Origin of the sequence: Clostridium sartagoforme, assembly GCF_039521405.1 — a bacterium.
Taxonomy (GTDB): Bacteria; Bacillota; Clostridia; order Clostridiales; family Clostridiaceae; genus Clostridium; species Clostridium sartagoforme.
Map to the genome: position 1 here is coordinate 116,963 of NZ_BAAACH010000039.1, position 25,573 is coordinate 142,535.

The 25,573-nt window shown below is 30.0% G+C and carries 30 protein-coding genes and 1 other RNA gene; 27 read left to right on the forward strand and 4 right to left on the reverse strand.

Annotated elements, in window-relative coordinates:
- Positions 1-7: 7 nt before the first annotated feature.
- The 4 genes from recO (at position 8) to ppdK (ending at position 4,957) form a co-directional block, all read left to right on the forward strand.
- Entirely contained in the window at positions 8-757 is a 750-nt protein-coding gene (gene recO / locus ABDZ60_RS17735) for a DNA repair protein RecO (RefSeq protein ID WP_343779982.1), read from the forward strand.
- Positions 758-763: 6 nt separating this feature from the next.
- Entirely contained in the window at positions 764-1,408 is a 645-nt protein-coding gene (locus ABDZ60_RS17740; protein WP_016207157.1) for a DUF4342 domain-containing protein, read from the forward strand.
- Positions 1,409-1,593: 185 nt separating this feature from the next.
- Complete coding sequence (gene ccpN / locus ABDZ60_RS17745) at positions 1,594-2,232, forward strand: transcriptional regulator CcpN (RefSeq protein WP_047000364.1); 639 nt, start codon at positions 1,594-1,596, stop codon at positions 2,230-2,232.
- Positions 2,233-2,326: 94 nt separating this feature from the next.
- Positions 2,327-4,957, forward strand: coding sequence for a pyruvate, phosphate dikinase (ppdK, locus tag ABDZ60_RS17750; protein WP_343779985.1), 2,631 nt, complete (start codon positions 2,327-2,329; stop codon positions 4,955-4,957).
- A 31-nt stretch (positions 4,958-4,988) separates the two neighbouring features.
- Here ppdK and ABDZ60_RS17755 read toward each other — a convergent pair whose 3' ends face one another.
- Positions 4,989-6,050 carry a CotS family spore coat protein gene (locus tag ABDZ60_RS17755; protein WP_016207154.1) on the reverse strand — a complete coding sequence of 354 codons (1,062 nt, stop codon included), beginning with the start codon at positions 6,048-6,050 and terminating at the stop codon, positions 4,989-4,991.
- A gap of 145 nt (positions 6,051-6,195) precedes the next feature.
- Here ABDZ60_RS17755 and ABDZ60_RS17760 point away from each other — a divergent pair, with 145 nt between their 5' ends.
- The 7 genes from ABDZ60_RS17760 to rnpB all read left to right on the forward strand — a co-directional run bounded on the left by ABDZ60_RS17760 (position 6,196) and on the right by rnpB (position 12,711).
- A complete protein-coding gene (locus ABDZ60_RS17760) occupies positions 6,196-7,224 on the forward strand; it encodes a deoxyguanosinetriphosphate triphosphohydrolase (RefSeq protein ID WP_016207153.1) in 1,029 nt (342 codons plus the stop codon).
- Between the two features lie 156 nt (positions 7,225-7,380).
- Positions 7,381-9,159 (forward strand): DNA primase, encoded by a 1,779-nt coding sequence (dnaG, locus tag ABDZ60_RS17765; RefSeq protein WP_047000368.1) that lies wholly within the window; start codon positions 7,381-7,383, stop codon positions 9,157-9,159.
- Between the two features lie 30 nt (positions 9,160-9,189).
- The gene (rpoD, locus tag ABDZ60_RS17770; protein ID WP_047000369.1) at positions 9,190-10,302 is read left to right on the forward strand and encodes an RNA polymerase sigma factor RpoD; all 1,113 of its coding nucleotides are present in this window, start codon (positions 9,190-9,192) and stop codon (positions 10,300-10,302) included.
- A gap of 42 nt (positions 10,303-10,344) precedes the next feature.
- On the forward strand, positions 10,345-11,037 hold the full coding sequence (locus ABDZ60_RS17775; protein ID WP_343779991.1) for a tRNA (adenine(22)-N(1))-methyltransferase: 693 nt from the start codon (positions 10,345-10,347) through the stop codon (positions 11,035-11,037).
- Between the two features lie 11 nt (positions 11,038-11,048).
- Complete coding sequence (locus tag ABDZ60_RS17780; protein WP_343779993.1) at positions 11,049-11,840, forward strand: Nif3-like dinuclear metal center hexameric protein; 792 nt, start codon at positions 11,049-11,051, stop codon at positions 11,838-11,840.
- A 155-nt stretch (positions 11,841-11,995) separates the two neighbouring features.
- Positions 11,996-12,244 carry a hypothetical protein gene (locus tag ABDZ60_RS17785; protein WP_016207148.1) on the forward strand — a complete coding sequence of 83 codons (249 nt, stop codon included), beginning with the start codon at positions 11,996-11,998 and terminating at the stop codon, positions 12,242-12,244.
- A 54-nt stretch (positions 12,245-12,298) separates the two neighbouring features.
- An RNA gene (gene rnpB / locus ABDZ60_RS17790) (RNase P RNA component class A) lies at positions 12,299-12,711 on the forward strand.
- A 66-nt stretch (positions 12,712-12,777) separates the two neighbouring features.
- Here rnpB and ABDZ60_RS17795 read toward each other — a convergent pair.
- The 3 genes from ABDZ60_RS17795 to ABDZ60_RS17805 all read right to left on the reverse strand — a co-directional run bounded on the left by ABDZ60_RS17795 (position 12,778) and on the right by ABDZ60_RS17805 (position 14,892).
- Complete coding sequence (locus tag ABDZ60_RS17795; RefSeq protein ID WP_287598515.1) at positions 12,778-13,941, reverse strand: tyrosine-type recombinase/integrase; 1,164 nt, start codon at positions 13,939-13,941, stop codon at positions 12,778-12,780.
- Between the two features lie 62 nt (positions 13,942-14,003).
- On the reverse strand, positions 14,004-14,453 hold the full coding sequence (locus ABDZ60_RS17800; RefSeq protein ID WP_343779998.1) for an ImmA/IrrE family metallo-endopeptidase: 450 nt from the start codon (positions 14,451-14,453) through the stop codon (positions 14,004-14,006).
- Between the two features lie 13 nt (positions 14,454-14,466).
- The gene (locus ABDZ60_RS17805; RefSeq protein WP_287598524.1) at positions 14,467-14,892 is read right to left on the reverse strand and encodes a helix-turn-helix domain-containing protein; all 426 of its coding nucleotides are present in this window, start codon (positions 14,890-14,892) and stop codon (positions 14,467-14,469) included.
- Positions 14,893-15,133: 241 nt separating this feature from the next.
- Here ABDZ60_RS17805 and ABDZ60_RS17810 point away from each other — a divergent pair, with 241 nt between their 5' ends.
- From ABDZ60_RS17810 to ABDZ60_RS17885, 16 genes are all read left to right on the forward strand, one after another.
- Positions 15,134-15,364: a helix-turn-helix domain-containing protein gene (locus ABDZ60_RS17810; RefSeq protein WP_287598527.1), complete on the forward strand. Its 231-nt coding sequence runs from the start codon at positions 15,134-15,136 to the stop codon at positions 15,362-15,364.
- A 1-nt stretch (position 15,365) separates the two neighbouring features.
- On the forward strand, positions 15,366-15,572 hold the full coding sequence (locus tag ABDZ60_RS17815; protein WP_425544869.1) for a helix-turn-helix domain-containing protein: 207 nt from the start codon (positions 15,366-15,368) through the stop codon (positions 15,570-15,572).
- A 46-nt stretch (positions 15,573-15,618) separates the two neighbouring features.
- Positions 15,619-15,795 (forward strand): hypothetical protein, encoded by a 177-nt coding sequence (locus tag ABDZ60_RS17820; RefSeq protein ID WP_343780003.1) that lies wholly within the window; start codon positions 15,619-15,621, stop codon positions 15,793-15,795.
- A 1-nt stretch (position 15,796) separates the two neighbouring features.
- The gene (locus ABDZ60_RS17825; protein WP_343780006.1) at positions 15,797-16,075 is read left to right on the forward strand and encodes a hypothetical protein; all 279 of its coding nucleotides are present in this window, start codon (positions 15,797-15,799) and stop codon (positions 16,073-16,075) included.
- Positions 16,076-16,108: 33 nt separating this feature from the next.
- Positions 16,109-16,318 carry a hypothetical protein gene (locus ABDZ60_RS17830; RefSeq protein WP_343780008.1) on the forward strand — a complete coding sequence of 70 codons (210 nt, stop codon included), beginning with the start codon at positions 16,109-16,111 and terminating at the stop codon, positions 16,316-16,318.
- A gap of 248 nt (positions 16,319-16,566) precedes the next feature.
- Entirely contained in the window at positions 16,567-17,094 is a 528-nt protein-coding gene (locus ABDZ60_RS17835; protein WP_343780010.1) for a hypothetical protein, read from the forward strand.
- Entirely contained in the window at positions 17,094-17,342 is a 249-nt protein-coding gene (locus ABDZ60_RS17840) for a hypothetical protein (RefSeq protein WP_343780012.1), read from the forward strand. The genes ABDZ60_RS17835 and ABDZ60_RS17840 overlap by 1 nt, the downstream gene beginning before the upstream one ends.
- A complete protein-coding gene (locus tag ABDZ60_RS17845) occupies positions 17,339-17,491 on the forward strand; it encodes a hypothetical protein (protein WP_343780014.1) in 153 nt (50 codons plus the stop codon). Before ABDZ60_RS17840 ends, ABDZ60_RS17845 begins: the two co-directional genes overlap by 4 nt.
- The gene (locus ABDZ60_RS17850; protein ID WP_343780016.1) at positions 17,488-17,919 is read left to right on the forward strand and encodes a hypothetical protein; all 432 of its coding nucleotides are present in this window, start codon (positions 17,488-17,490) and stop codon (positions 17,917-17,919) included. The genes ABDZ60_RS17845 and ABDZ60_RS17850 overlap by 4 nt, the downstream gene beginning before the upstream one ends.
- Entirely contained in the window at positions 17,916-19,064 is a 1,149-nt protein-coding gene (locus tag ABDZ60_RS17855) for a DUF2800 domain-containing protein (protein ID WP_343780228.1), read from the forward strand. The genes ABDZ60_RS17850 and ABDZ60_RS17855 overlap by 4 nt, the downstream gene beginning before the upstream one ends.
- A 132-nt stretch (positions 19,065-19,196) precedes the next feature.
- Positions 19,197-19,754 (forward strand): DUF2815 family protein, encoded by a 558-nt coding sequence (locus ABDZ60_RS17860; RefSeq protein WP_343780018.1) that lies wholly within the window; start codon positions 19,197-19,199, stop codon positions 19,752-19,754.
- Positions 19,755-19,763: 9 nt separating this feature from the next.
- Complete coding sequence (locus ABDZ60_RS17865) at positions 19,764-21,725, forward strand: DNA polymerase (protein ID WP_343780020.1); 1,962 nt, start codon at positions 19,764-19,766, stop codon at positions 21,723-21,725.
- A 71-nt stretch (positions 21,726-21,796) separates the two neighbouring features.
- Positions 21,797-22,012: a hypothetical protein gene (locus tag ABDZ60_RS17870; RefSeq protein ID WP_343780022.1), complete on the forward strand. Its 216-nt coding sequence runs from the start codon at positions 21,797-21,799 to the stop codon at positions 22,010-22,012.
- A 396-nt stretch (positions 22,013-22,408) separates the two neighbouring features.
- On the forward strand, positions 22,409-22,567 hold the full coding sequence (locus tag ABDZ60_RS17875) for a hypothetical protein (protein WP_343780024.1): 159 nt from the start codon (positions 22,409-22,411) through the stop codon (positions 22,565-22,567).
- 16 nt (positions 22,568-22,583) lie between these two features.
- A complete protein-coding gene (locus ABDZ60_RS17880) occupies positions 22,584-25,010 on the forward strand; it encodes a virulence-associated E family protein (protein ID WP_343780027.1) in 2,427 nt (808 codons plus the stop codon).
- A 265-nt stretch (positions 25,011-25,275) separates the two neighbouring features.
- Positions 25,276-25,563 (forward strand): PDDEXK family nuclease, encoded by a 288-nt coding sequence (locus ABDZ60_RS17885; RefSeq protein WP_343780029.1) that lies wholly within the window; start codon positions 25,276-25,278, stop codon positions 25,561-25,563.
- Positions 25,564-25,573: the final 10 nt, after the last annotated feature.

The following is a 25,573-nucleotide window of genomic DNA, read 5'->3' on the forward strand; positions in this document are numbered from 1 at the left end:
TAAGGGGATGGTGTTTCTGTCACTACATAAGGTAAATGCAATAGTTATAAAAACTAAGGAATTTAAAGAAAATGATAAATTAGTATGGTTATATACAGATAAATTGGGGAAAATAACAGCTATAGCAAAAGGATCTAGAAAAAGTAAGAGTAAACTTCTATCTCTTACTTTACCTTTATGCTATGGAGAGTATGTTTTATTTAAAGGGAAAAGTTTATTTAATTTACAAGAAGGAAAGATAATTAATTCTTTTCAAGGATTATTAGATAGTTTAGACAAATTAACCTACTCATCGTATATATGTGAATTGATAGATATATGTGTAGAAGAAGGGGAAACAAATGAAGAATTATTTAGAAATTTCTTAACTTGTATGTATTTACTTAATACTAATGCATTAGATTATGAAATGCTTACTAGATCCTTTGAATTAAAATTATTAAAAGCAACTGGGTATGGATTAAATTTAGAAAACTGCGTAAGGTGCAGAGAAAAAATATCAGTATCCAATTATATATCTTTATCGCATTATGGAGGCGTATGTGAAAATTGTAGAAGAGAACATGGGACATATATATCTAAGCCTGCATATAATGCAATAAAATTTCTCATGAGAACACCTATGGATAAGATATATAAACTAAATATAAATGAAGAAGTAAAAAAAGATATAAGTAAAATAACAACATTTATTATTTCGTCAAACTATTCTAAAAAACCAAAAAGCTTAGAAATGCTAAATTATATAAAGGAGTGAATGAATATGGGAATAACTTTAGAAAAGGTAGATAAAGTAAAAGAAAGAACAGGCGTAAGCTATGCAGAAGCAAAGTATGCTCTTGAAGTAAGTAATGGAGACGTATTGGAAGCAATAATATACATTGAGGGGATTAAAGGAATAAAGCCAGATTATATAAAAGAAAATGATACAAAAGAAAATGACTCAAAAGATAAATATGAAACAATAGATGAATTTAAAAGATGGCTAAAAGATTTAATAAATAAAGGAAATGTTACAAGAATTAGAATTAGCAAAGATGGAAAAGAAATTGTAGATGTACCAGTTAATGCAGGGATAGCAGCAGGAGTAATAGCTGTTATAATACCTCCAGTATTAGCTTTTGTTGTTATTGCAGCAGTAGTAACACAAATAACAATAGAAATAACTAAAGCTGATGGTAGTGTAGAGGTTGTTAACAAATACATTAGTAAAGCAGTTGATGACATAAAAGATGCAGCAACTGATGTAGCTTATATGGTTAAAGACAAAGTAAATGAAGTTAAAAATGAAAAATTTAAAGGTAATGACAATAAAAGCAGTAAAAAGAAAAGTGATAAAGAAGAACAAATAGATGAAAATGTATTTACATACACTGTGAATTTTGAAGATGATACTAAATCGGAGTAATATTAAGATAAACAGTAGATACAGTAGAATAAAATAAACAGAAAAGGAATATTCAGCTAATATGACTAATTTTTCAGAAAATTAAGTATAGTCAAACTTTTATAAAATGTTATAATTAGTATGTAAATATCAAACAAATCAAAATTATCTGAATATTCCTTGCAAATGTAGAAAGAGGGATAAATTTGCAATTATCACCAAGGCAAGAGCAAATAGTAAAGATAGTAAAAGAGGGACAGCCAGTAACTAGTGAAGCTTTAGCTGAAAAACTAGGAGTAACTAGGGCTGCGTTAAGAGCTGATTTAGCCATTCTAACGATGATAGGCATGTTAGATGCTAGACCTAAGGTTGGTTATGTATATTTAGGAAAAGCTCATAATACTAGAATTTTAGAGAATATATCTAAGGTTCTAGTTGGTGAAATAATGTCTAAACCAGTTACAGTTACAGAAGAAACAACAGTATATGATGCAATCGTATTCTTGTTTTTAAATGATGTAGGGACATTATTTATAGAAAGTAATGGTATATTAGTTGGAGCAGTTTCAAGAAAAGATTTTTTGAAAAATGCTATAGGGGGAACCGATATACATAAGGTTCCAGTGGGAGTTATAATGACTAGAATGCCAAATATCATATGTGGATACGCAGAAGATAGTGCATATAGCTTAGCAAAAAAAATTATAGAACATGAAATTGATAGTATACCAATAGTAGAAAAGGTAGAAAATTCTACTAATGAAAAAAATCAATTTAAAATAATTGGTAAAATATCAAAGACTAACATAACTAAACTTTTTGTAAAGCTTGGAGAAGGCAATTAGAGTAAGGACTATGGATTAAATGTTTTAGGGTAACTACAGTGCAGAAGTACTGTTAGTATATATATTCAATTTGATTGAACGGAGGAGTATTGAGATGGAGAAAAAGAAGTACGTTTACCTTTTCAGTGAAGGCAATGGATCTATGAAGAACCTTCTAGGAGGTAAAGGAGCAAATTTATCAGAAATGATTTTACTAGGAATTCCAGTACCACAAGGATTCACAGTTACAACAGAGGCTTGTAATAAATATTACGAGGATGGAAAAGTAATCTCAGAGGACGTTATCGAAGAAATTCACCAAAAAATTTCAGATTTAGAAAAACTAACAGGAAAAGAATTTGGAAGTTTAACAAAACCTTTATTAGTGTCTGTAAGATCAGGTGCTAGAGTATCAATGCCAGGTATGATGGATACAGTATTAAACCTTGGTTTAAATGATCAGTCAGTAGTAGCTATGGCTGATTTAACTCAAAATCCAAGATTTGCATATGATTCATATAGAAGATTTATTCAAATGTTCTCAGACGTTGTTATGAATGTTGAAAAGAGACTATTTGAAAACTTAATAGATGAGTTAAAAGAAGAAAAGGGTGTAGAATTTGACACTGATTTAACAGCTGATGACTTAAAAGTATTAGTTGGAAGATATAAAGAACTTTACAAAAAGGAATTAGGAACAGAATTCCCACAAGATCCAAAAACTCAATTAATTGAGGCAATAACAGCAGTATTTAGATCATGGGATAATCCAAGAGCTATAGTTTATAGAAGATTAAATGATATTCCAGGGGAATGGGGTACAGCAGTTAACGTACAAGAAATGGTATTTGGTAATAAGGGAGAAACTTCAGGTACAGGAGTTGTATTCTCAAGAGATCCAGCTACAGGAGAAAATAAAATATATGGTGAATACTTAATGAATGCACAAGGTGAAGACGTTGTTGCAGGTATAAGAACACCACTTCCAATAGCTAAGTTAGAAGAACAAAATCCAGAAATATACAAAGAATTTACAGATATAGTTCATACATTAGAAAATCACTATAGAGATATGCAAGACATGGAAATCACTATAGAAGAAGGAAAATTATATTTCCTACAAACTAGAAACGGTAAGAGAACAGCTCAAGCAGCTTTAAAGATAGCTGTTGATTTAGTTGAAGAAGGAATGTTAACTAAAGAACAAGCAATATTAAAGGTTGAGCCAAATCAATTAGATTCTTTACTTCACCCAGCTTTCCATACAGAAGATTTAAAGAAAGCTACACCAATTGCAAAAGGTCTTCCTGCATCTCCAGGAGCTGCATGTGGTAAAATAGCTTTCACTGCAGAAGAAGCTAAGGAAAGAAAAGAAAAAGGCGAAACTGTAGTTTTAGTTAGATTAGAAACTTCACCAGAAGATATAGAAGGAATGATAGCAGCAGAAGGTATCTTAACTGTTAGAGGTGGTATGACATCTCACGCAGCAGTTGTTGCTAGAGGAATGGGAACTTGCTGTGTTGCTGGATGTGGAACTTTAAAAGTTAATGAAGAGGCAAAAACACTAGAAGTTGGCGGAAAAGTTTATACAGATAATGACTTTATTTCAATAGATGGTTCAACAGGTAATATATATGGAGAAGCTGTTAAGACAGTTACACCAGAAATATCAGGACATTTTGCTACATTTATGGCATGGGCAGATGAAATTAGAAAATTAAAGGTTAGAACTAATGCTGATAGCCCAAGAGATACTAAGCAAGCTGTTGAATTTGGAGCAGAAGGAATAGGTTTATGTAGAACTGAGCATATGTTCTTTGCTGAAGATAGAATTATGGCAGTTAGAGAAATGATAGTTGCTAAAAATGAAGAGCAAAGAAGAAAAGCTTTAGAAAAATTACTTCCAATGCAAAGAGAAGATTTTATTGGAATATATGAAGCATTAGGTGGAATGCCAGCAACTATAAGATTCTTAGATCCACCACTACATGAATTCTTACCTCATAATGATGAAGACATTATGGGCTTAGCTAAAGAAATGGGATTAACATTTGAAGAATTAAAAGCAACAGTTGCAGAATTACATGAATTTAACCCAATGATGGGTCACAGAGGATGTAGATTAGCAGTTTCTTATCCAGAAATAGCTGAAATGCAAACTAGAGCTGTAATCGAAGCTGCAATAGAAGTTAAAAATTCTAAGGGATATGACATAGTTCCTGAAATAATGATTCCTCTTGTTGGAGAAATAAAGGAATTAAAATATGTTAAGGATATAGTTGTTGAAACAGCTGAGAGAGTTATGGAAGAAAAAGGTGTTAAGCTAAATTATATGGTAGGAACAATGATTGAAATACCAAGAGCTGCATTAACTGCAGATGCAATAGCTAAAGAAGCTGAATTCTTCTCATTTGGAACAAATGACTTAACTCAAATGACATTTGGATTCTCAAGAGATGATGCTGCTAAATTCTTAAAGGATTACTATGATAAAAAGATATATGAACAAGATCCGTTTGCTAAAATAGATCAAACAGGTGTTGGTGAACTAGTTAAGATTGCAGTAGAAAAAGGAAGAGCTGCAAGACCAGGAATTAAGCTTGGAATATGTGGAGAACATGGTGGAGATCCATCATCAGTAGAATTCTGTCATAATATAGGATTAGACTATGTATCTTGCTCACCATTTAGAGTTCCATTAGCAAGACTAGCAGCTGCACAAGCACAAGTTAGAAATAAAAGATAATATATATAAGAGGAGGTGTTAAACCTCCTCTTTAAAATTTTACATCATAATGATTTCGAAAGGCATTCATAAGTTCATAAGTAAATTGAAGTTGATTTTCTGCTCTGTCTAATCCTTTATTTAGAAGAAGAATAAAGGAGTTTTTATTACATCTCTTAATATTTTTATAATAATCTCTAGATAACTTCCAAAATTTTTGAGGAAAAGATATATAAGCTAATATATATTTAAAATCAGATTGCGTAAGAGTATTCTCTTCCATATATCTATCAAGAACATCTAAAGTTAAATTTATCTGCCAATTTGTATTTTCTCTTTTTAATAGCCTCCTTAAAAAGTAAGATATATCCCTAGAGCAATAATCCATTTTACATTTATCAAAGTCAATTAGTGCAATAGTATCATTATTTATTAATATATTTTTATTTACATAATCACCATGACAAAGAGACCTCGAAAGCTCCTCAGGTATAATTGAAGATGATACTTCAAAGGAAATCTTAGCAAGTTCTAGGTTTTCACTTAGATTTTCAAGAAATATTTTTGAAAATCTATCATTGTATTTATGAGCGTTATTTATATTAATTAGTAATTGATTAAAATGTTTTGATATAGTTTCATTATAATTTTCAAATCCTTCCCTTTGATTGCTACCAACTATTGAGGAAAAGTTTTTAGAAGCTATATGTAATTTTCCAAGTGTTTTTGAAGAAAGTAAAACATGATTTAAATTATCAAAATCACACTTTTCCCCATCAAGCCATGGAGTTAAAATAAATAACATATCATTATATTTCACATATCTATTTCCATTATTAGTTGGCAAAAGTTTTGGAACATTTATTCCATTTCTATGACACCACTCCATTGCAGAGTAAACATATAAAAGATTTGCCTCATCATAATAAACTTTTTTCAAACAATAGCTTTTACTAGCAGAATCTATCCTATATACTGCTCTTTGCTTATCAGTATCTTTAAATTTTATACTAGTTATAGATGCATTTTGAAGATTATAATAAGATAAGATATTAGATTTTATTTCCTCAACAGGAAGTAGCTCATCTTTTAAATCTGATAATACGTTTTCCATAGTTCTCTCCTTATATAATTACTCATTATTAAGATATTAGTAAAAAAAAGAAAGTATACTTGGTATTAAATATATTATTATAAAATATGTTTAAATAGAGGAAAATAGAGAAAAATATAGAATATGTAATATAGAGGTGAGATATATGAATGTAAGAGAAAAAATAGAGGGTTTCGAAAGGTTGACATTAGTTCCACAAGCTACTTTCAGCACCTTAACATTAGGAAGAAAAATAAAAGAAGAAAGTGATAGTATAAGAACTTGTTTTATGGTTGATAGAGATAGAATAATTCATAGTAAGTCTTTTAGAAGATTAAAGCATAAAACTCAGGTTTATATAAAAACTTTTGGAGATCATTATAGAACAAGATTAACTCATACATTAGAAGTATCTCAAATAGCAAGAACAATAGGAATTGGTGTTGGATTAAATGAATCACTAATAGAAGCTATTTCATTAGGACATGATTTAGGGCATGTGGCTTTTGCACACAATGGAGAAGAGGTATTAAATAAATTTTTAGAGGGTGGATTTAGACATAATGAACAAAGTGTGAGAGTTGTAGAAAAACTTGAGAGGAATGGATTAGGACTAAATTTAACCTTAGAAGTTATAGATGGAATACTACATCATAGCGGTCTTGAAAATGGTCAAAATAAGGCAAAGACACTAGAAGGCAGAGTTGTAAAAATAAGTGATAAAATAGCCTATCTAAATCATGATATAGATGATTCTATAAGAGCAGGACTTTTAAGTGAAGATATATTACCTAAAGAAATTATAAAAGTATTAGGTAACACTCATTCTAAAAGAATTGAAACTTTAGTTTTAGATGTAATTAAAAATACTACAGAAGCATTAAATAATAATGATATAGATATTAAACTTAGTAAAGAAGTTTGGGAAGCAATGACTGAACTAAGAAGATTTATGTTTAAAAATGTTTACTTAGGGGATATTTTAAAAGTAGAGAGAAATAAAGCAAAGTTTATTCTAGAAAATTTGATAAATTATTACTATACACATGAAAATGAATTACCTAATATATATCAAAACATAGCGAAAGAAGAAGGATTAAAAAGAGCAGTAGCAGATTATATAGCTGGAATGAGCGATGATTATTGCTTAAATAAATTTAATTCTCTTTTTGTTCCTAAAGTAGTTATATATTAAGAGCTATTAAAAAATATAAATTTGATTAAAATTTTAAATTAGAGAAAATATAAATAAAGAATATTTAATAAAAATTAATTTTAAAGAAGGAAATATAGAAAAAATGTCGAAATAAATATAAGTTGACGAAAATTATGAGTAAGGAGGTGAATCTCCTTGCAGATTTCTGAAGAGATTCTAGAAAAGGTAAAAGAACAAAATGATATAGTAGATGTAATATCTGAATCAGTTAGGCTTAAACGATCTGGAAGAAACTTTTCAGGACTATGTCCATTTCATAATGAAAAGACACCATCATTTTCAGTATCGCAAGATAAGCAAATATATAAATGTTTTGGGTGTGGAGAATCTGGAAATGTAATTTCTTTTGTTATGAAAAATAAAAATATGCCATTTGTAGAAGCTGTTAAATATTTAGCGGATAGAGCTAATATTACAATAGAAAGTGAGCAAGGGAGAATAAGTCCAACTGCAAAAAAGAGAGAAATACTTTATAAAGTAAATGTAGAAGCAGCAAGGTTCTTTTATTCAAACTTAAAAAACACAAGAGAAGCAAAGGAATATTTTTTAAACAGAGGCATAAAGGAAGAAACAATAAAGAAATTTGGGTTAGGCTTTGCAAAAGATAGTTGGAACAATTTAATATTACATTTGAGAAAATTAGGATTTAGAGATGACTTATTACTTGAGGCAGGATTAGTTTCGACCTCAGAGAGAACAGGAAATAAATATGACAGGTTTAGAAACAGAGTTATATTTCCAGTATTTGATTATAGGGGTAAGGTAATAGGCTTTGGAGGAAGAGTCTTAGATGATTCAAAACCAAAATATCTAAACTCTCCAGAAACTTTGGTTTTTCAAAAGGGAACCAATCTATATGGATTAAATTTTGCTATAAAAAGTAAGATGCAGGATAGATATTTCATTATGGTAGAAGGATATATGGACTTAATAACTTTGCATCAATATGGAATTACAAATGTAGTAGCATCCTTAGGTACAGCTTTAACTACAAATCAAGCTAGATTATTAAAGAGATATGCTGATAAAGTTATAATATCATATGATGCTGACATAGCTGGTCAGGCAGCAACTATGAGAGGTCTAGAGATATTAAAAGATGCAGGATTTGACGTAAGGGTGTTAAGTATTCCACAAGGAAAAGATCCAGATGAATACGTAAGAAGTAATGGAAAAGAAGCATTTATTAAATTAATTAATAATGCTGAAAGTTTAATAGACTATAGGATTAAAAAAGCAGAAGAAGGAATTAACCTTAAGGATAGCAATGATTTAGTTAAATATGGGAAAAGAGTAACAGAGATTTTAGCAAATGTTAATTCTATAGAAAAAGATGTCTATATAAAGAAGATATCAGAAAATACTGGTATAAGAGAACAAACATTATATGATTTATTATCAAAAAAAATGACAAAAAGTATAAAAGAAAATGCTTTTATGAATAATAAGGAAGAAAATGGAACAAAATTATATTTAGAGCCAGCTTTTTTAAAAGCTGAGAGATCTTTAATGAAATTATGTTTAGAAGAAGAATATTTTGACTATATTAGTCAAGTAATAAGCCAAGATGAGTTAATTCTTCCAGAACATAAAGAGATTTTTTCTATTATTAAAGAAGCTAAAAAGGGAAAGATAAATAATATAATAACTTTTTTAGAATCAAAATGTACTAATTTAAAAACTATTGATGAAATAATAAAAATTAAAGAACAACATGTTCTAATAGGTAAAGATAATAAAAGATTAATACAAGATTTTATCAAGCAATTAGATAATTATAAATTAAACCAACAGTTAGATGAGTTAATAAAAAAACAAAAGCTGTTAGAAGCACAAGGTAAAATTGAAGAATCTATAAAAATAGCAATTGAGTTAAAAAAAGTTAATGAGAAATTAAAGAGAGGTGCAAAGTAGTAGTTGGCAATAACGGAAGGAGGTAACAAAATGGTAGATGAAAAAACAAAAGCTAAGCAAGGTAAAAAAGAGAATGAGGATAAGACTAGCAAAATGAATATAGTTAAAAATCTACTAGATAAAGGAAAGAAAAATGGTACTTTAACATATAAAGAAATAATGGATGAAATTGAACATATAGACTTAAGTCCAGAACAAATAGAAAAAATATATGAAGTGTTAGAGTCCATGGGTATAGAGGTTATAGGTGATCCTAATGGTATTGATGTAGTTGAAGAAGAATTAGAATTAGATTTAACTATTCCAGAAGGCATAGCTATAGATGACCCAGTAAGAATGTACCTAAAAGAAATTGGAAAAGTTCCTTTATTATCTTCAGAAGAAGAAATAGAATTAGCAAATAGAATAGAACAAGGAGATCAAAGAGCTAAAAAGAAATTAGCAGAAGCAAATTTAAGACTTGTTGTAAGTATTGCTAAAAGATATGTTGGAAGAGGAATGTTATTTCTAGACCTTATTCAAGAAGGAAATTTAGGACTTATTAAAGCCGTAGAAAAGTTCGACTATAGGAAAGGATTTAAATTTTCTACCTATGCTACATGGTGGATAAGACAGGCAATAACTAGAGCTATTGCAGACCAAGCAAGAACTATAAGAATACCTGTCCATATGGTAGAAACTATAAATAAATTAATAAGAGTACAAAGACAATTATTACAAGAGCTAGGAAGAGATCCTTTTCCAGAAGAAATTTCAAAAGTTATGGACTTACCAGTAGATAAAGTAAGAGAAATACAAAAAATAGCTCAAGAACCAGTATCTTTAGAAACTCCTATAGGTGAAGAAGAAGATTCACATCTTGGAGATTTTATTCCAGATGATGATGCTTTAGCACCAGCAGAAGCGGCAGCATTTACTATGCTTAAGGAGCAATTAATAAATGTTCTAGATACTTTAACTCCAAGAGAAGAAAAAGTATTAAGACTAAGATTTGGATTAGATGATGGAAGAGCAAGAACTTTAGAAGAAGTTGGTAAGGAATTTAACGTAACTAGAGAAAGAATAAGACAAATAGAAGCTAAGGCTTTAAGAAAATTAAGGCACCCTTCAAGAAGTAAAAAATTAAAGGATTATTTAGATTAGCACCAAAAGGTGCTAATTTTAATTTAGCAAGGAGAAAAAAATATGGAACTAAGCGAAAGATTAAATTTTATAATTAAAAACATTGAAAATACCTCAGTACTAGCAGACATAGGCACAGATCATGGATATATTCCATTACATGCTTTGAAAAGTGGAATTTGTAGTAAAGCTATAGCTGTAGATATAAATAAGGAACCATTAGATAAAGCAAGGTTAAATGCAATATTAGAAGGCATGGGAGAGGAATTAGAGTTTAGATTAGGTGATGGACTTAAAGTTTTAGAAAAAGATGAAGTGGAAGTCACAGTAATTGCTGGTATGGGTGGAAATTTAATTAGAGATATACTGGAAGAACAAATTGAAAAAGTTAATTCTATGAAGTATTTAATACTACAACCAGCACAAAATCCAGAAGTTCTAAGAGAATATCTTTACACTAATAATTATGAAATAATAAATGAAGATCTTTGTTTAGATGAAAATATATATTATGAACTTTTTAAAGTAAGGAGAAAAGAAGGAGAGGCTACGAACTTAGATCCAATATACTATGAAGTAAGCCCTAAACTTTTAATGCAAAAACATCCTTTAATGAAGGAGTATTTAATTTCAAAAGTTGAAAACTATGAAAAAATTAATAGTTTCATAACAGAAAGTACTATTAATGCAAATGAAAGAAGAAAATCAATACAAGAGAAGATAGACGTTATTACAAATATGATTAATTTTCTATAAGGAAGATGTTTATGAAAAAAATTAAAGATATTATTGGAATAATGGAGGAGTTTGCTCCAAAAACATTAAAAGAAGATTTTGATAATGTAGGTTTGATGGTAGGAGATAGAAATAAAGAGGTGAAGAAAATACTTTTAGCTTTAGATTGCACATTAGATGTAATACAAGAAGCAAAAGAAAAAAGAGTAGATTTAATAATAACTCATCATCCTCTTATATTTAGAAAGCCAAGCAGTATAACAACAGATACATTAATAGGTAAAAAGATAATAGAATTAATTAAAAATGACATAAGCTTATATTCAAGTCATACTAATTTAGATTCTGCAGAGAATGGTTTAAATGAAACTATAGTAAATCTATTAGGTTACAGCACTAATGAACTTATAGAAGTTAATAAAATGGCTAGAAATGATAATGAAGGATTAGGAAGAATTGTTAGATTAGAAGATTTTATTAAATTAGAAGACTTAATAGAAGATATTAAAGAAAAATTAAATGTAAAATCATTGAAAGTCGTTAAGGGTTGTGAAAAAGTTAAAAATATTGCGATCATTAATGGAAGTGGCAGTGATTTCTTTGAAAAAGCATACAAAAAAGGTGCAGATTGTATAATAACAGGTGATACAACATATCATTATGCATCTGATTATAAAGAATTAGGAGTATCAATAATAGATACAGGGCATTTTTCTTCTGAATGGATTGTTTTTTTAGAAGTTATCAATAAATTAACAGATAAATTACAAGACATAGAAATCTTAATATCTACTAAAAGTGAAGACCCTTACACATTTGTGTAAGGGTTTTTCTCTTACTTAATTCTTCAAATGGAAATGTATAAAGTTGCTTTTAATTAAAATAAAGCAACTTACATATGGTTACCTTTTTATAAACAACTTTTATTAATTTAAAGCATAAACTAATAATAATAAGAGTAATATATGGGAGATTAATTATGGGAAAATCATATTATAGAAAGAAGAGCAATTCTTGGGGAAAAACATTTCAAGATGGGTTTAAAGATATTTGTGAGGGAATAAGTAAAAACATAAGTAAGGGAGTACCGTTTTTTAGAAATTGTTGTAATCCTGCAGCTAGATTATGTATATTTATACTCATTCTCTTAACATTATTACTTTCGGGAATAGGATTTTATTCTTGGGTAATTCTAATTATGTTAGTAATAATCCTACAATTTGTTTAAAATGTAAAAAATATCATTTGCATTATTGACTAAGTTGTGATAACATAATCTTCGCGAGTAAGACATGCAATCGCTGCTAGACTAGATCTAGGAGAGGAAAGTCGGAGCTCCATAGGGCAGGGTGCTGGATAACGTCCAGTCAAGGCGACTTGAAGGAAAGTGCAACAGAGAGATACCGCCTAAAGTTTAAACTTATAACTTCTAATTTATTAGAATGTATAAGTTCCACTAACCAAATCGTAGATTTGGAGTGTTATTTAGGTAAGGGTGGAAAGGCGAGGTAAGAGCTCACCAGCATCATGGTGACATGATGGCTATGTAAACCCCACTTGGAGCAAGGTCGAATAGGGAAACATTTTGGAGTTGCCCGCTCCGTTTCCGGGTGTACCGCTTGAGCTTATTGGTAACAATAAGCCTAGATAGATGATTGCTTAATACAGAACTCCGCTTACGGCTTATCTCGCAACCAAGTGTTTATAAGGCTTTACCTGGGATGATTTTAAATTTGCCCAAGTATTTGCCCAAGTATATTTTTAAGAATGAATTAGAGAGGTTAATTTGGTCGTTGCTTCTCTATTCATTTTTTTTGTTACATGACTATAAGTATCAGCAGTAGTCTGCATTAAAGAATGTCCTAATCTATCCTGGACAACTTTAAGATTTACCCCACTTTCTATTAGATAAGTTGCATTCGTATGTCTTAAATCATGCCAACGAATATTTTTATCTATTTTATTATATCTACATAATCTTTTTAATCTTTGCAAAAAAGTTGATGGAATTATATAATCTCCATTCTCGTGTCTAAAAATTAAATCATATGATATTTTATTGAAAATTACTTTTTTATAAAATTCTCCGTATTTCAATTTATTTGAGCTTTGAATAGTTTTATGTTTTTTTAGTTTTTGTGCCAACTCATCGCTTATAGGAATAGTCCTATAAGATCCTTCTGTTTTTAACTTAGATATGCTATATTGATTTTCTATTCTTATCAAAGCTTTATTAATATCAATAAAATTATCTTCAAAATTTATGCTATCCCATGTTAATCCACACAGTTCACCACGTCTCAATCCAGTTTCTATAGAGATATCTAATGCTAATTTAAATATATAATCTTCAAAGAGAGTATCATTTAATGAATTATAAATAAGTCTAAACTCCTGTAATGTTAAAATACTTGCTTTATATTTATTTCTTTTTGGAGTATCAATATATTTACAAGGATTCTCTATTATCATTTGTAATTTTACCGCTCTGTTTAGAGCTGCGTTAAGAATTCCATAATACATTTGAATGGTTGTTCCAGATAAATGACAGATATTTTTACCTTTCTTTATTTTGCTCTTTTTTAAATCTCTTAGAAATTTATCAACATGAATTGCCTTAAGATCACAAAGCCTAATATCTCCAATACTAGGAATTATTTTATTAGTTATTACCTTATTATATTTATCATAAGTATTTTCAGATTTTTCATCCAAAATATAATTTTCAAGCCACATATTAAGATAATCTTTAAGTTTTGTTTCTTCTGGTCTTGTATAACCCTTATATTTTCTATTCAATTCTTCATTTAAAGCTTTTAGTGCATCTTCTTTCTTATCACCTCCACATCTTTCTATAACTTTTCCATCTTCAAAGAAACGATAATACCATTTCTTCCCCCGTTGACGAATTGAGCCTTTTGGCATAAAATCACTCCCTAATAAGAACTTATGTTCTGTAAAAATTTATAAAATAAAAAAGAAACAAGTTATTGCATCTTCTTATTTTCTTTAAATCTAAATTCTATTAATTCAGAAGGTACCATATAATATGAAGCAAGCTGTCCTACAGAATAGCCTTGAATATATAAATAATCTATATTATCAAAATTAATTAGAAATTCTGATGCAAATAAATTAGCTTCATATTCTTTTTTTAGCTTATTTAAGTTTTTGGTATTGGTAAAAAAACAAGATGATCTAGGGTGTAATACGGCATGTCCGATCTCGTGAGCCAAAACATATCTTTTTTCATTCTCATTTAAATTTGAATTTAAAAAAATAACTTTATTTCTATTTATATATTTGTACATGCCTAAAGTTTCACCTATTGGTTGAGTTACTACTAAAACATCTAAATAATTAGCTAATTCATATGGACATTCAGTTTTATATTTTTTTCTTAAATTCTCAACAACCCTTTTTATATATTCATTCAAGACATATCCCCACCTATTTTTTATATTTATTTGGTGTATACTTTTCTTTATTTCTTATTTTTATTTGCTCTAAAGCTATTTTCATAGCAGATTCAATCAATTCCAAATCTTCTTCGCCTAACTCTTGACCATTATAATACGCAGTACCATCTGTGCCAGCTTTAAACTCCTCCATAAGTACCTTTAAATCATTAGTTATTGATTTTTTATCTTTTTCATTTAGATCTGGTTCGCTTAAATTATTTGATTCCTCCAAAATGTCACTCAAATTCACATTTAGATTATTAGCAATAGCTTTTAGTGTATCAACACTTGCATTATACCTATCATTTTCAATATCAGCCAAGTATGAACGAGAAATATTTGCCTTTTTAGCAAGTTCAACCTGAGTTAATTTATTTAACTTACGTAAATTTTTAATTCTTTTACCAATACTCACGAGAATAACCTCCTAATTTTTACAGTCGGTAATACCGACTTATATTTATATTATAATGTCAGAAAGTCGGTAATACAATACATAAAATGACGGAAATACAAGTAAAAAGGAGCATTACAAAGAAATACAAGCCTAATGCTCTTGTTTGGTTAATTTTTGTCGGAAATACGCGTAAATTAAAGTTGAATAATTGACGGAAATACAATACAATTAGATTGTAAGTTGCAAGGAGGTGAAAGAAATGACAGTAACGGTTGCTAAAGAAATAGGTAAAATTGTAAAAAACGCAAGAGAAAAGGAATCTTTAACTCAGCAAGATTTATCGGAAAGAGTAGGGATATCTAGAAATTATGTTTCTGATATAGAATGTGGACGATATATTCCAAGCTTAGAAAAAATGATTTTGTTAGCCAATACTTTAAAAATTGATTTAAATTTATTAAAAAATGACGGAAATACAAGGGGTGATTGATTTGGAATTGTTTACTATTAAAGAAGTGGCAGCTAAATTAAGAGTTAATAAAAATACAGTCTATAATCTAATAAAATCTGGACATATGACGGCTCTTAAACTTGGAGCACTAAAAGTTACAGATAAGGAATTAGCTAGATTTATAGAATCTGCTTCTGGAAAAGATTATTCAGATTTAGAAAATGTAACTGAATTAAAAGCAGTTTAAGAAATATGAAAAAGCTTAAAAATAAGATGGGGGATGAGATTTTAAGATGTTATTAGATTACTTAACAGAACTTAAGAATAGTCTATCAGAATCTGATTTTAAGGATTTTATTATAGATATTGAAAGAGATATTAAAGTTAATAGAATTTCATTTGGAAAAAGGACAAGCCCTAGAGAGTTTATAAATATATGTGAAATATTGAAGGGAGCTTTAGAAAGGTAAAATGATTGAATATGATGCCTATGGAAGAATGAAATATAATCCGGAGTTACATTTTAACCAAGGAAAAACATGGGTAGATGAAGACGTAGATTATCTAATACATTGGTTAGAGATAATCGGTTATGAAGAAATGTCACTAGCTTTAGGAAGAACTGAAGCAACTGTGAGAGATAAAGTTTTTAAATTACGTAAGAAAGGACTAATGAAAGAAGGTGATAAATCAAAACGTCATAGAAAGCTTTTAGGGAGGTGTAAAGATGAACAGGCTGTTACTTATTAATAGCAATGCTATAAGGCTAGAAAAGGGGTATATATGGATAAAATCAATATTAATTTGGAGATAGCAAAAGAAGTTGAATATCAGGTTATGGAAAATAATTTAGAGCTTAGTGCAGCAATAAGAAAAGCTAAAGAAATTTATAAAGAAAAAGCTCGTAACTTAACCGACCAAAGTAAAAGTTATGAGCGTAACAAAACATTCAATGACATTATAACACAGAAAGAAGGTGTGAGCCATAGGTAAATTCGATTTAGAAATTCAGAAAGCTAAAGAAGAAGTAATTCAAAAGAGAAAAGAAAGTTGGATTAATAAATGGTTAAGTAAAAATCAAGAGGAAAAAGTTGCACCAGAGCCACCACTAGATGAAGTTATTCCAAAGGCATGGTTTATCACGCAATGGGATACAGGCTTTGTGGTATGTGATTATGAGGAACTTAAAAAGCTTCCCAAAAGACAAAGAGAAAAGATTTTATCATTAGGAGGAATTTAAATTGGTTAAAAAGGATTTATTAGAGTTCATAGAAAGAGTTGAACAAAAGGCAATTACTAGTGTGGAAAAAAGATTCAGTAAGGAAATAGAAGCTAAGAAGAAGGAAGCCTTAACTAAATATGAAGATAAATTAGATATGCTTCAAGATACATTCAATAGGTTTTCAACTAATTTAACTAATCTTCTTACAGATATGAAAGAGGATATGCAAGTATGCTACAACGGGGATTGGAAAATCAGAGATGGTTTAAATTATCTAAAATATATAAAAGGTAGAGTTGAAGAAGGATGTTCCTTTCAAGGGGAAGTTCAAAAATTAAAAGACCAAAGAAATAAAGAAATAGAAGAAGTTAAAGTCAATTATAAAAAGGTTTATATAGTATCTAAAAATATGAGTAATGCTAAAAAAATAGCTGGATACTTAGAAGGTTTAGGATTTGACTTATCTAGTATTAAGGAAGATGAAATGAACGCATTAGTTGCTGATATAGATAAATCTAAATTATTCGTATGCGGAGAAAATCACTAATGGACAAAGTAGCATTAGTTAAATTTACTAGGGGAAGTTTTGACCAAGAGTATTCATATAAAACAGATATAGAAGATCTAAAGAAAGATGATGTTTTAGTAGTACAAGCTAACAACTCATATTCAATAGCAATATTTCAAAGATATTCATCTACGAAAAGTAGAGTTGAACAAGCTACAAAGTGGATAGTTCAAAAAGTAGATGTAGAAGAATTTGAAACTAAACTCTTTTTAGGTGAACTAGAATGAAGCCATTAAGTAAAAAAGAGTTTATGCATAAGGTTATAAATGACTTATATAACAAGCAAAGATTAGAAAAAGAAAAGCTTAAAAGTGCATCTGCACATGCAATAGAAAACACTATAAAAGTAAATGAATTTAGGAGGAAGAAAAAATGAAAATAACAGCAGAATTTAACTCAACAGAAGAATTATTAAGCTTCATAGGTACTTTTGGTACTAAGGCAGCTATTCAATTTGAAGGGGCTAAGGTAGGTTCTAAGAGTGAAGAAAAGAAAGTTGCTCCAGAAAAGAAAGAACAAGTAAAGGTACAACCTAAAAAGGGTGAAACAAAAGATAATATTCCAGTAGTTGAAACTGAACAATTAGGACAAGCTGACGAGGTTACTGATGTTAAGGAAGCAGAAGAAACAGAAGACGTTAAGGTTACTAAAGAAGAAGTAAGGGCAATATTTTCTAAGATAATTAAAGCTGGAAAGGCAAAAGAAGCTAAGGAGCTTACAACTAAATATGGTGCTAGTAAGATTAGTGAAGTTAAAGAAGAAGATTATGCAGCAATATTAAAAGATGCGGAGGGTTTATTATAATGGCACATGCAATGCTTAGTGCTTCAGGAGCTAGTAGGTGGATGGCTTGCACTCCATCTGCTAGGTTAGAGCAACAATTTGAAAATAAAACTTCTGATTATGCAGCAGAAGGAACATTGGCCCATGAGCTTGGAGAATTAAAACTAAGAAAAGAATTAGAAGGACTATCAACGAGAAGTTTTAACTCCAAAGTTAAGAAAATACAAGAAAATAAGTTATACACAGCTGACATGCCAGATTATGTGGATATGTATGTTGAAACCTGTTTAGAAAGAGTTAGTGAAGCTAAAGCAACTACACCAGATGCATTATTTAAAATAGAACAAAGGTTAGATTTTAGTGAGTGGGTTCCTGAAGGATTTGGAACAGGTGACTTTGTAATTATAGCAGATGGAACTATGGAAGTATGCGATTTAAAGTATGGCAAGGGAGTACCTGTTAGTGCGAATAACAATAAGCAAATGATGTTGTATGCATTAGGAGCTATATCAGAGTTTAGTTTCTTATATGATATTGAAAAAGTAAGAATGACTATAATTCAACCAAGGCTAGATAACATATCAACATTTGAAGTAACTGTTGAGGACCTGCTTAAGTGGGCAGAGGAATACGTAAAACCAAAAGCAGAACTTGCTATAAAAGGTGAAGGTGAGTTTTGTGCAGGAGATCACTGCAAATTCTGTAGAGCTAAAGCAGTTTGTAGAGCAAGAGCAGAAAAGAATCTCGAACTAGCTAAGTATGAATTTGAAAAGCCTACTACAATGGATAATAACGATATAGCTTATGTCTTAAGTAAAGTTGATGAACTTGTTAGCTGGGCGAGTGATGTAAAAGAATATGCTCTTGAAGAAGCTTTAAAAGGTGAAGAGTTTGAAGGTTATAAAGTTGTTGAAGGTAGAAGTAATAGAAAATGGTCTAGTGAAGATGATGTAGCAAAAGTGTTAATAGGACAAGGATTCTTAGAGAATATAATTTATACTAAAAAGCTTACAGGAATAACTAATATGGAGAGTGCTATAGGAAAGAAGGAAGTTCAAAGACTACTAGGAGATTACATTATTAAACCAGTTGGAAAACCTACGCTAGTACCTGTAGCAGATAAAAGGGAACCATATAATCCAGCTAAATCAGATTTTTTAGAGTAGGTGTAGATTATGAGTTTAGCAGATGATTATTGCGAGTAATTAGCTTTTAAAGAATACAAAGCTAATTATTATATTGATTTAAATGATCCAATATTTGATTTTAATAAAGTATATGAAAGTGAGGAAAAAAGGATGAAAGTAAAAGCAAAAAGAACAGGAACAAAGGTAACTACAGGAAAGGTGAGATTAAGTTATGCACACTTATTTGAACCTCATGCAATAGAAGGAAATGAGCCTAAATATTCAGTATCAGTAATTATACCTAAGAGTGATAAGGAAACTTTACAAGCTATCAAGGAAGCAGTAGCAGAAGCTAAGGAACAGGGAAAAGGTAAATGGAATGGTAAAATACCAGCTAATATTAAAACACCTTTAAGAGATGGTGATGTAGAAAGAGAAGGTGATGAAGCTTATGCAGGCTGCTACTTTCTAAATGCTAATTCTAAAAATAAACCAGGAGTAGTTGATATAAATGTACAACCAGTATTAGATGCAACAGAAGTTTATTCAGGTTGCTATGGTAGATTAACTCTTAACTTCTATGCTTACAATGCAAATGGTAATAAAGGAATAGCAGCAGGATTAGGTAATGTTCAAAAATTAGAAGATGGGGAACCACTTGGAGGATTCACTAGAGCAGAAGATGATTTTGAAGCAATAGAATCAGCTGAAGATAGCTTCTTAGATTAGGAGTAGGTTATGAGAACACTTGCAATAGATGTTGAGACATATTGCGAGTTAGACATTAAAAATGTGGGTGCTTATAGATATTGTGAGCACCCATCTTTTGAAATAATGTTATTCGCGTATGCATATGATGATGAACCAGTTCAAATAATAGATTTTAAGAATGGTGAAACTTTACCACACTATATAAGAACAGACTTAGTAAATCCATTAATTTTAAAAACTGCATTTAATGCAAACTTTGAAAGAAACTCTATTAAGAATAACTTTAATAGTTATAAGAATTGTATGAATCCAGTTCAATGGGATTGTACTATGATACAAGCTTTGAGAATGGGTTTACCAAGTAGTCTTGATATGGTTGGTAAAGCATTAAATTTTGAAGAAGATAAGCAAAAGATGAAAGAAGGTAAAGCATTAATACAGTACTTCTGTAAGCCTTGTAAACCCACAAAGACAAATGGGGGAAGAACAAGAAACCTTCCGGAACATGATCCTGAAAAGTGGGAACTATTTAAAGAATATTGTAAACAAGACGTTGAGGTTGAAAGGTCAATAAGAAAAAAACTTAATAAATATAAAACTATTGATAAAGAAAATTTATTATGGAATTTGGATCAGGAAATTAATGATAGAGGAATAAACTTAGATTTAACACTAGCAGAACAAGCAATAAAATGTGATGAACAGTTTAAAGATAGATTAACTAAAGAAGCAATAAAGCTTACAGAACTAAGTAATCCTAATTCACCTACTCAATTAAAAAAGTGGCTTAGTGAGAAAGTAGGATATGAAGTTACAAGCTTAACTAAAGATAGTATTCCTAAATTATTAGAAGCAGCTGAAGATGATAATATAAAAAGAATTTTAGAACTAAGGCAACTTATGTCCAAGACTTCTATAAAGAAATATCAAGCTATGGAAAACGCTAGATGTGATGATGGAAGAGTAAGAGGGCTACTACAGTTTTATGGAGCTAATCGTACTGGTAGATGGGCTGGAAGATTAGTACAAGTACAAAACCTACCTCAAAACCATTTACCTGATTTAGACTATGCAAGACAACTAGTTAGAGAAGGTAATTTTGATGAAATAGAGTTTTTATTTGATAGTGTACCAGATACTTTAAGCCAACTAATAAGAACAGCATTTATCCCAAGTGAAGGTAATAGATTTATAGTTGCTGACTTCTCGGCCATAGAAGCAAGAGTTATCGCTTGGTATGCATCAGAGAAATGGAGATTAGAAGTTTTTAAAACTCATGGAAAGATATATGAAGCTTCAGCAGCTCAAATGTTCCATGTACCTATAGAAAGTATTAAAAAAGGTAGTGACTTAAGACAAAAAGGTAAAATAGCAGAATTGGCCCTAGGATATGGGGGCAGTGTAGGGGCTATAAAGTCTATGGATAAGTCGGGAAGTATTCCAGAAGAAGAATTACCTGGATTAGTTAGAAGTTGGAGAAATGCCAATCCTAATATAACTAAGTTTTGGTGGGATTGTGATAAAGCAGCTAAGAAAGCTATCAATGAAAGAACTACAGTAACAATGCAATATGGACTTAAGTTTATTTATGATCCAGGAGTTTTATTTATAGAATTACCTTCAGGTAGAAGATTAAGTTATGTAAGACCTAAGATTGAAGAAGGAAGTTATGGAAGTGACATTATAAGTTATGAGGGCATGGAACAAACTTCTAAGCAATGGACTAGACAAGAAACTTATGGGCCAAAGTTAGTGGAGAATATAGTACAAGCTACTGCAAGGGATTGTTTGGCTGAGGCTTTATTTAATGTTGATAAAGCCGGATATAAAACTGTAATGCATGTACATGATGAAATTATTATGGATGTACCTATTGGCTTTGGTAGTGTGGAAGAAGTTAATAATATATTTGGACAAGATATTTTATGGGCTCCTGGACTTCCATTAAAGGCAGATGGCTATGAATGTAATTACTATATGAAAGATTAGATTTTTTAATTAATTTTTGAAAATATTAGTTTGTTATTTGTAACTATTACGAAGTAGATGGGAGGAATTTTATGAAAGTACCAAAATATATTAAAGACAGCATTATTAAAAGTGGAAAACATCGAGCAATAGCAGATAATGAAAATGAAAAAGTTAGAGATTGGTTGGATAATCAAGGGTTAGGAGATAATGACATGGTTATAAATTATTTAATTGATAGTATAGAGGTTGGCAATGATCCTTATGGATTAATTAAGTTTTTAGAGGAAGATGAATTTATTTACTAATTCGCAATTCAAACATAAGGAATACTATTACGAAATCTAATGATTTTAATTAATTATTAAAATTAAGGAAAGAGCTACAAGTACTTGCAGCTCTTCTATAAGCATAGCGAACCTTTAATGAGATCTCTCCATTTAATTAATTTTAATTTATTATTGTAATTATTATTACTATTTAGAAGTCCTGATAAGATAGTTCTCACTACCTTATCAGTAAGTGGAATTCTAAGTAGCCCTAATTAAATAAACCATAATTAAAATTATTATTATAGAGTATAGAACATCTAGTATAAATTTTCGCATTTTACTCATTAAGGTTCGCTCCATATCTAATTGCTATTAGTCTATTTATATTCTAAATAAAAATAAAATGTGATTAAAGGAGATGAATTTCAATACATGAATATTGAGAAAATATATGAATTTCTTGAAGAAAATGCTTGTAAGACTAAACAAGATATCATCAAGAAGTTAATAAAGAAGTTCAGTTTAGATAGTAAAGTAGCAGAAGAAATTTATAAAGCTTGGAAGAAAGAATATATAAAATTTAAAGGTTAAACAAGGAGTGTGAGCTATGGATGTTAATACTAAAAAGGATATAGAATTAAAAATTAAATATGATGGTTCCATAGCCTTAGCAACAGGAAAAAGCAAGAAGGAAACACATTGGAAGAATAAGACCATGGAATGGTCAGAGTTAGTTAAAAAGTTAAGTCATACTACGAGGACACCTGAAACAGCAGCAGAATATAAGAAGATAGCTAAAGCTGATAGGGATAGGATAAAAGATGTTGGTGGATTTGTAGGCGGTACTTTAAAAAATGGTAGAAGATTAAAAGCTAATGTAGCTAATAGAACATTATTAACTTTAGACTTAGATTATGTTGAAGGTGATATATGGGCCAGTATAGAGCTACTATATGACTTTTCAGTTGTTATGTATTCAACTCATACGCATACAGCTGATAATCAAAGATTAAGACTGGTAATACCATTATCAAGGCCAGTACTTCCAGATGAATATCAAGCTATAGCTAGAATGGTTGCAGATGATTTAGGTATAGATCAATTTGATGATACAACATATGATCCAGAAAGATTAATGTATTGGCCATCAACTTCATGTGATGGAGATTATGTATTTAAATATCAAGATTTATCTTGGCTTAATCCCGATGAAGTCTTAGAAAGATATCCATTTGGATGGCAAGATGTTAGTTATTGGCCAGAAAGTTCAAGAGCTAGGGCAAAGTTAAATAAGGCATTAAGTAAGCAAGAAGATCCATTAACTAAAAAAGGAATTATAGGTGCTTTTTGTAGGACTTATACTATTACTGAAGCTATAGGAGAGTTTTTATCTGATGTATATGTACCTGGTGCAGATAATACTAGATACACTTATTCAGAAGGAAGTACAACTGGTGGTGTAGTTATATATGATGATAAATTTAGTTATAGTCACCATGGTACGGATCCAGCTTCAAATACTTTATGTAATGCCTTCGATTTAGTTAGAATCCATAAGTTTTGTGAATTAGATGAAGAAGCTAAAGAAGGAACTCCAGTTAATAGATTACCTAGCTTCACTAAAATGAGTGAGTTTGCATCAAGTAATAAAAAAGTAATGGAAACTCTAGGCAAGGAGAAAATGTTAGCCGCTCAAGAAGATTTTGACCAAGTTGAAGAAGATGAAATAAATACACAATGGCTTAATAAGTTAGAATATACAGAACAAGGAAAGTTAAGAAGTACTATAAGTAACTTTAGTTTAATAATAGAAAATGAACCATTACTTAAAGGGAAGATAGCTTACAATGAATTTTCTAATAGAGCTGTAGTTATTGGCCAACTTCCTTGGAGGAAAAAAGGCAATATGGGTGATTGGAATGATACTGATGATAGCGGACTTAGGGAATTTATTGAAAAGTATTATGGAATAAGTTCTACTGCAAAATGTGCTGATGCCTTAGCTTTAAGTTTTGAAAAGCATTCTTTTCATCCTATAAAAGATTATTTAGAAAGCCTTATATGGGATAAGAAAGAAAGAGTAAATACTTTATTCATAGACTACCTAGGGGCGGAAGATAACAGTTATGTAAGAACAGTAGCAAGAAAAATAATAGTTGCAGCAGTAGCAAGAGTTTTTATACCTGGTATTAAATTTGATAATATGCCAGTACTTGCAGGCCCACAAGGTATGGGGAAAAGTACAATAATTAAAAAGCTTGGTCAACAGTGGTATAGTGATTCATTAACTACAGTTAGTGGTAAAGAAGCTTATGAACAATTACAGGGTGTATGGATCCTAGAAATGGGTGAAATGATGGCCACAAAAAAAGCTGATATTGAAGCAACAAAACATTTCTTAAGTAAGACAGAAGATATTTATAGAGTTGCTTATGGCAGAAGGACAAGTCGATTTCCAAGACAATGTGTGTTTATAGGAACTACTAATGATAGGGAATTTTTAAGAGATAAGACTGGTAACAGAAGATTTTGGCCAATAGATGTAGGTGTACAAAATAATAGTAAAAGTGTATTTGATGATTTAAATCAATATGAAATAGATCAAGTTTGGGCTGAAGCAGTTGAACTATGGAGAGCAGGAGAAAAGTTATATCTAACTGGAGAAGAAGAAAAAGAAGCTAAAAAACAACAAGAAGAACATAGTGAGGAAAGTGCTAAAGCTGGACTTATAGAAGAATATTTAAATAGATTATTACCTGAAGATTGGTATGAACTAAGTATTCCTGAAAAAAGGAATTTCATACAAGGAACTGAATTTGGAGAATCAAAAGAAGGAACTTTGAGAAGAGATAAAACTTGCGTTATGGAGATATGGGTTGAATTATTTAATGGGGATCCTAAGCAATTAACACCTATGCAATCAAGAGAAATAAATGATATTTTAACAGGAATTAAAGGATGGTCAAAATACAATAGTAAATTAAGATTCGGAAAAGTTTATGGGGTACAAAGGGCGTATATTAGAAAAAACTAGTGTTACCAAAATAAATATTAATGAAATTTATCAATGTTACCAATGTTACCATAAACTTAATATTGGTAACGCCATATGGTAACACCCTAAAGCCTTATAAATCAATCTATATAGAATTAATGTTACCAATGTTACCAAAATATTATTTATAAGTATTATTTATATAATTAGGCATATACGTATATATACATATACGCCTAATATACACATTTATATATATATAGAAATTTTGGTAACACGGTAACACCTAAAAGAAGGTGATAAATTGGAAGAACAAAAAATTGAAAGACGACTTAAAAAAGAAATTGAGTTGATAGGCGGTAAAGCTTTAAAGTTTGTAAGTCCTGGAATGTCGGGAGTGCCTGATAGGATTGTTTTATTACCAGGAGGTAAGATTATTTTTGTAGAACTTAAAGCACCAGGTAAAAATTTAAGCCCAATACAGTTATTTAGAAAAAAAGAATTCGATATGTTAGGATTTAAAATCTGGAAAATAGATAGTTATAAGGATATAAAAGATTTAATTTATTATATAGAAGATATGGATTATTAAGGGGGTGGTG

Bases quoted from the DNA above. Each gene is read 5' to 3' on its own strand.
- recO (WP_343779982.1), top strand. From the start codon at position 8: ATGGTGTTTCTGTCACTACATAAGGTAAATGCAATAGTTATAAAAACT.
- ABDZ60_RS17740 (WP_016207157.1), top strand. From the start codon at position 764: ATGGGAATAACTTTAGAAAAGGTAGATAAAGTAAAAGAAAGAACAGGC.
- ppdK (WP_343779985.1), top strand. From the start codon at position 2,327: ATGGAGAAAAAGAAGTACGTTTACCTTTTCAGTGAAGGCAATGGATCT.
- ABDZ60_RS17755 (WP_016207154.1), bottom strand. From the start codon at position 6,050: ATGGAAAACGTATTATCAGATTTAAAAGATGAGCTACTTCCTGTTGAG.
- ABDZ60_RS17760 (WP_016207153.1), top strand. From the start codon at position 6,196: ATGAATGTAAGAGAAAAAATAGAGGGTTTCGAAAGGTTGACATTAGTT.
- rpoD (WP_047000369.1), top strand. From the start codon at position 9,190: ATGGTAGATGAAAAAACAAAAGCTAAGCAAGGTAAAAAAGAGAATGAG.
- ABDZ60_RS17775 (WP_343779991.1), top strand. From the start codon at position 10,345: ATGGAACTAAGCGAAAGATTAAATTTTATAATTAAAAACATTGAAAAT.
- ABDZ60_RS17780 (WP_343779993.1), top strand. From the start codon at position 11,049: ATGAAAAAAATTAAAGATATTATTGGAATAATGGAGGAGTTTGCTCCA.
- ABDZ60_RS17785 (WP_016207148.1), top strand. From the start codon at position 11,996: ATGGGAAAATCATATTATAGAAAGAAGAGCAATTCTTGGGGAAAAACA.
- ABDZ60_RS17795 (WP_287598515.1), bottom strand. From the start codon at position 13,941: ATGCCAAAAGGCTCAATTCGTCAACGGGGGAAGAAATGGTATTATCGT.
- ABDZ60_RS17810 (WP_287598527.1), top strand. From the start codon at position 15,134: ATGACAGTAACGGTTGCTAAAGAAATAGGTAAAATTGTAAAAAACGCA.
- ABDZ60_RS17820 (WP_343780003.1), top strand. From the start codon at position 15,619: ATGTTATTAGATTACTTAACAGAACTTAAGAATAGTCTATCAGAATCT.
- ABDZ60_RS17825 (WP_343780006.1), top strand. From the start codon at position 15,797: ATGATTGAATATGATGCCTATGGAAGAATGAAATATAATCCGGAGTTA.
- ABDZ60_RS17830 (WP_343780008.1), top strand. From the start codon at position 16,109: ATGGATAAAATCAATATTAATTTGGAGATAGCAAAAGAAGTTGAATAT.
- ABDZ60_RS17840 (WP_343780012.1), top strand. From the start codon at position 17,094: ATGGACAAAGTAGCATTAGTTAAATTTACTAGGGGAAGTTTTGACCAA.
- ABDZ60_RS17845 (WP_343780014.1), top strand. From the start codon at position 17,339: ATGAAGCCATTAAGTAAAAAAGAGTTTATGCATAAGGTTATAAATGAC.
- ABDZ60_RS17850 (WP_343780016.1), top strand. From the start codon at position 17,488: ATGAAAATAACAGCAGAATTTAACTCAACAGAAGAATTATTAAGCTTC.
- ABDZ60_RS17860 (WP_343780018.1), top strand. From the start codon at position 19,197: ATGAAAGTAAAAGCAAAAAGAACAGGAACAAAGGTAACTACAGGAAAG.
- ABDZ60_RS17865 (WP_343780020.1), top strand. From the start codon at position 19,764: ATGAGAACACTTGCAATAGATGTTGAGACATATTGCGAGTTAGACATT.
- ABDZ60_RS17870 (WP_343780022.1), top strand. From the start codon at position 21,797: ATGAAAGTACCAAAATATATTAAAGACAGCATTATTAAAAGTGGAAAA.
- ABDZ60_RS17875 (WP_343780024.1), top strand. From the start codon at position 22,409: ATGAATATTGAGAAAATATATGAATTTCTTGAAGAAAATGCTTGTAAG.
- ABDZ60_RS17880 (WP_343780027.1), top strand. From the start codon at position 22,584: ATGGATGTTAATACTAAAAAGGATATAGAATTAAAAATTAAATATGAT.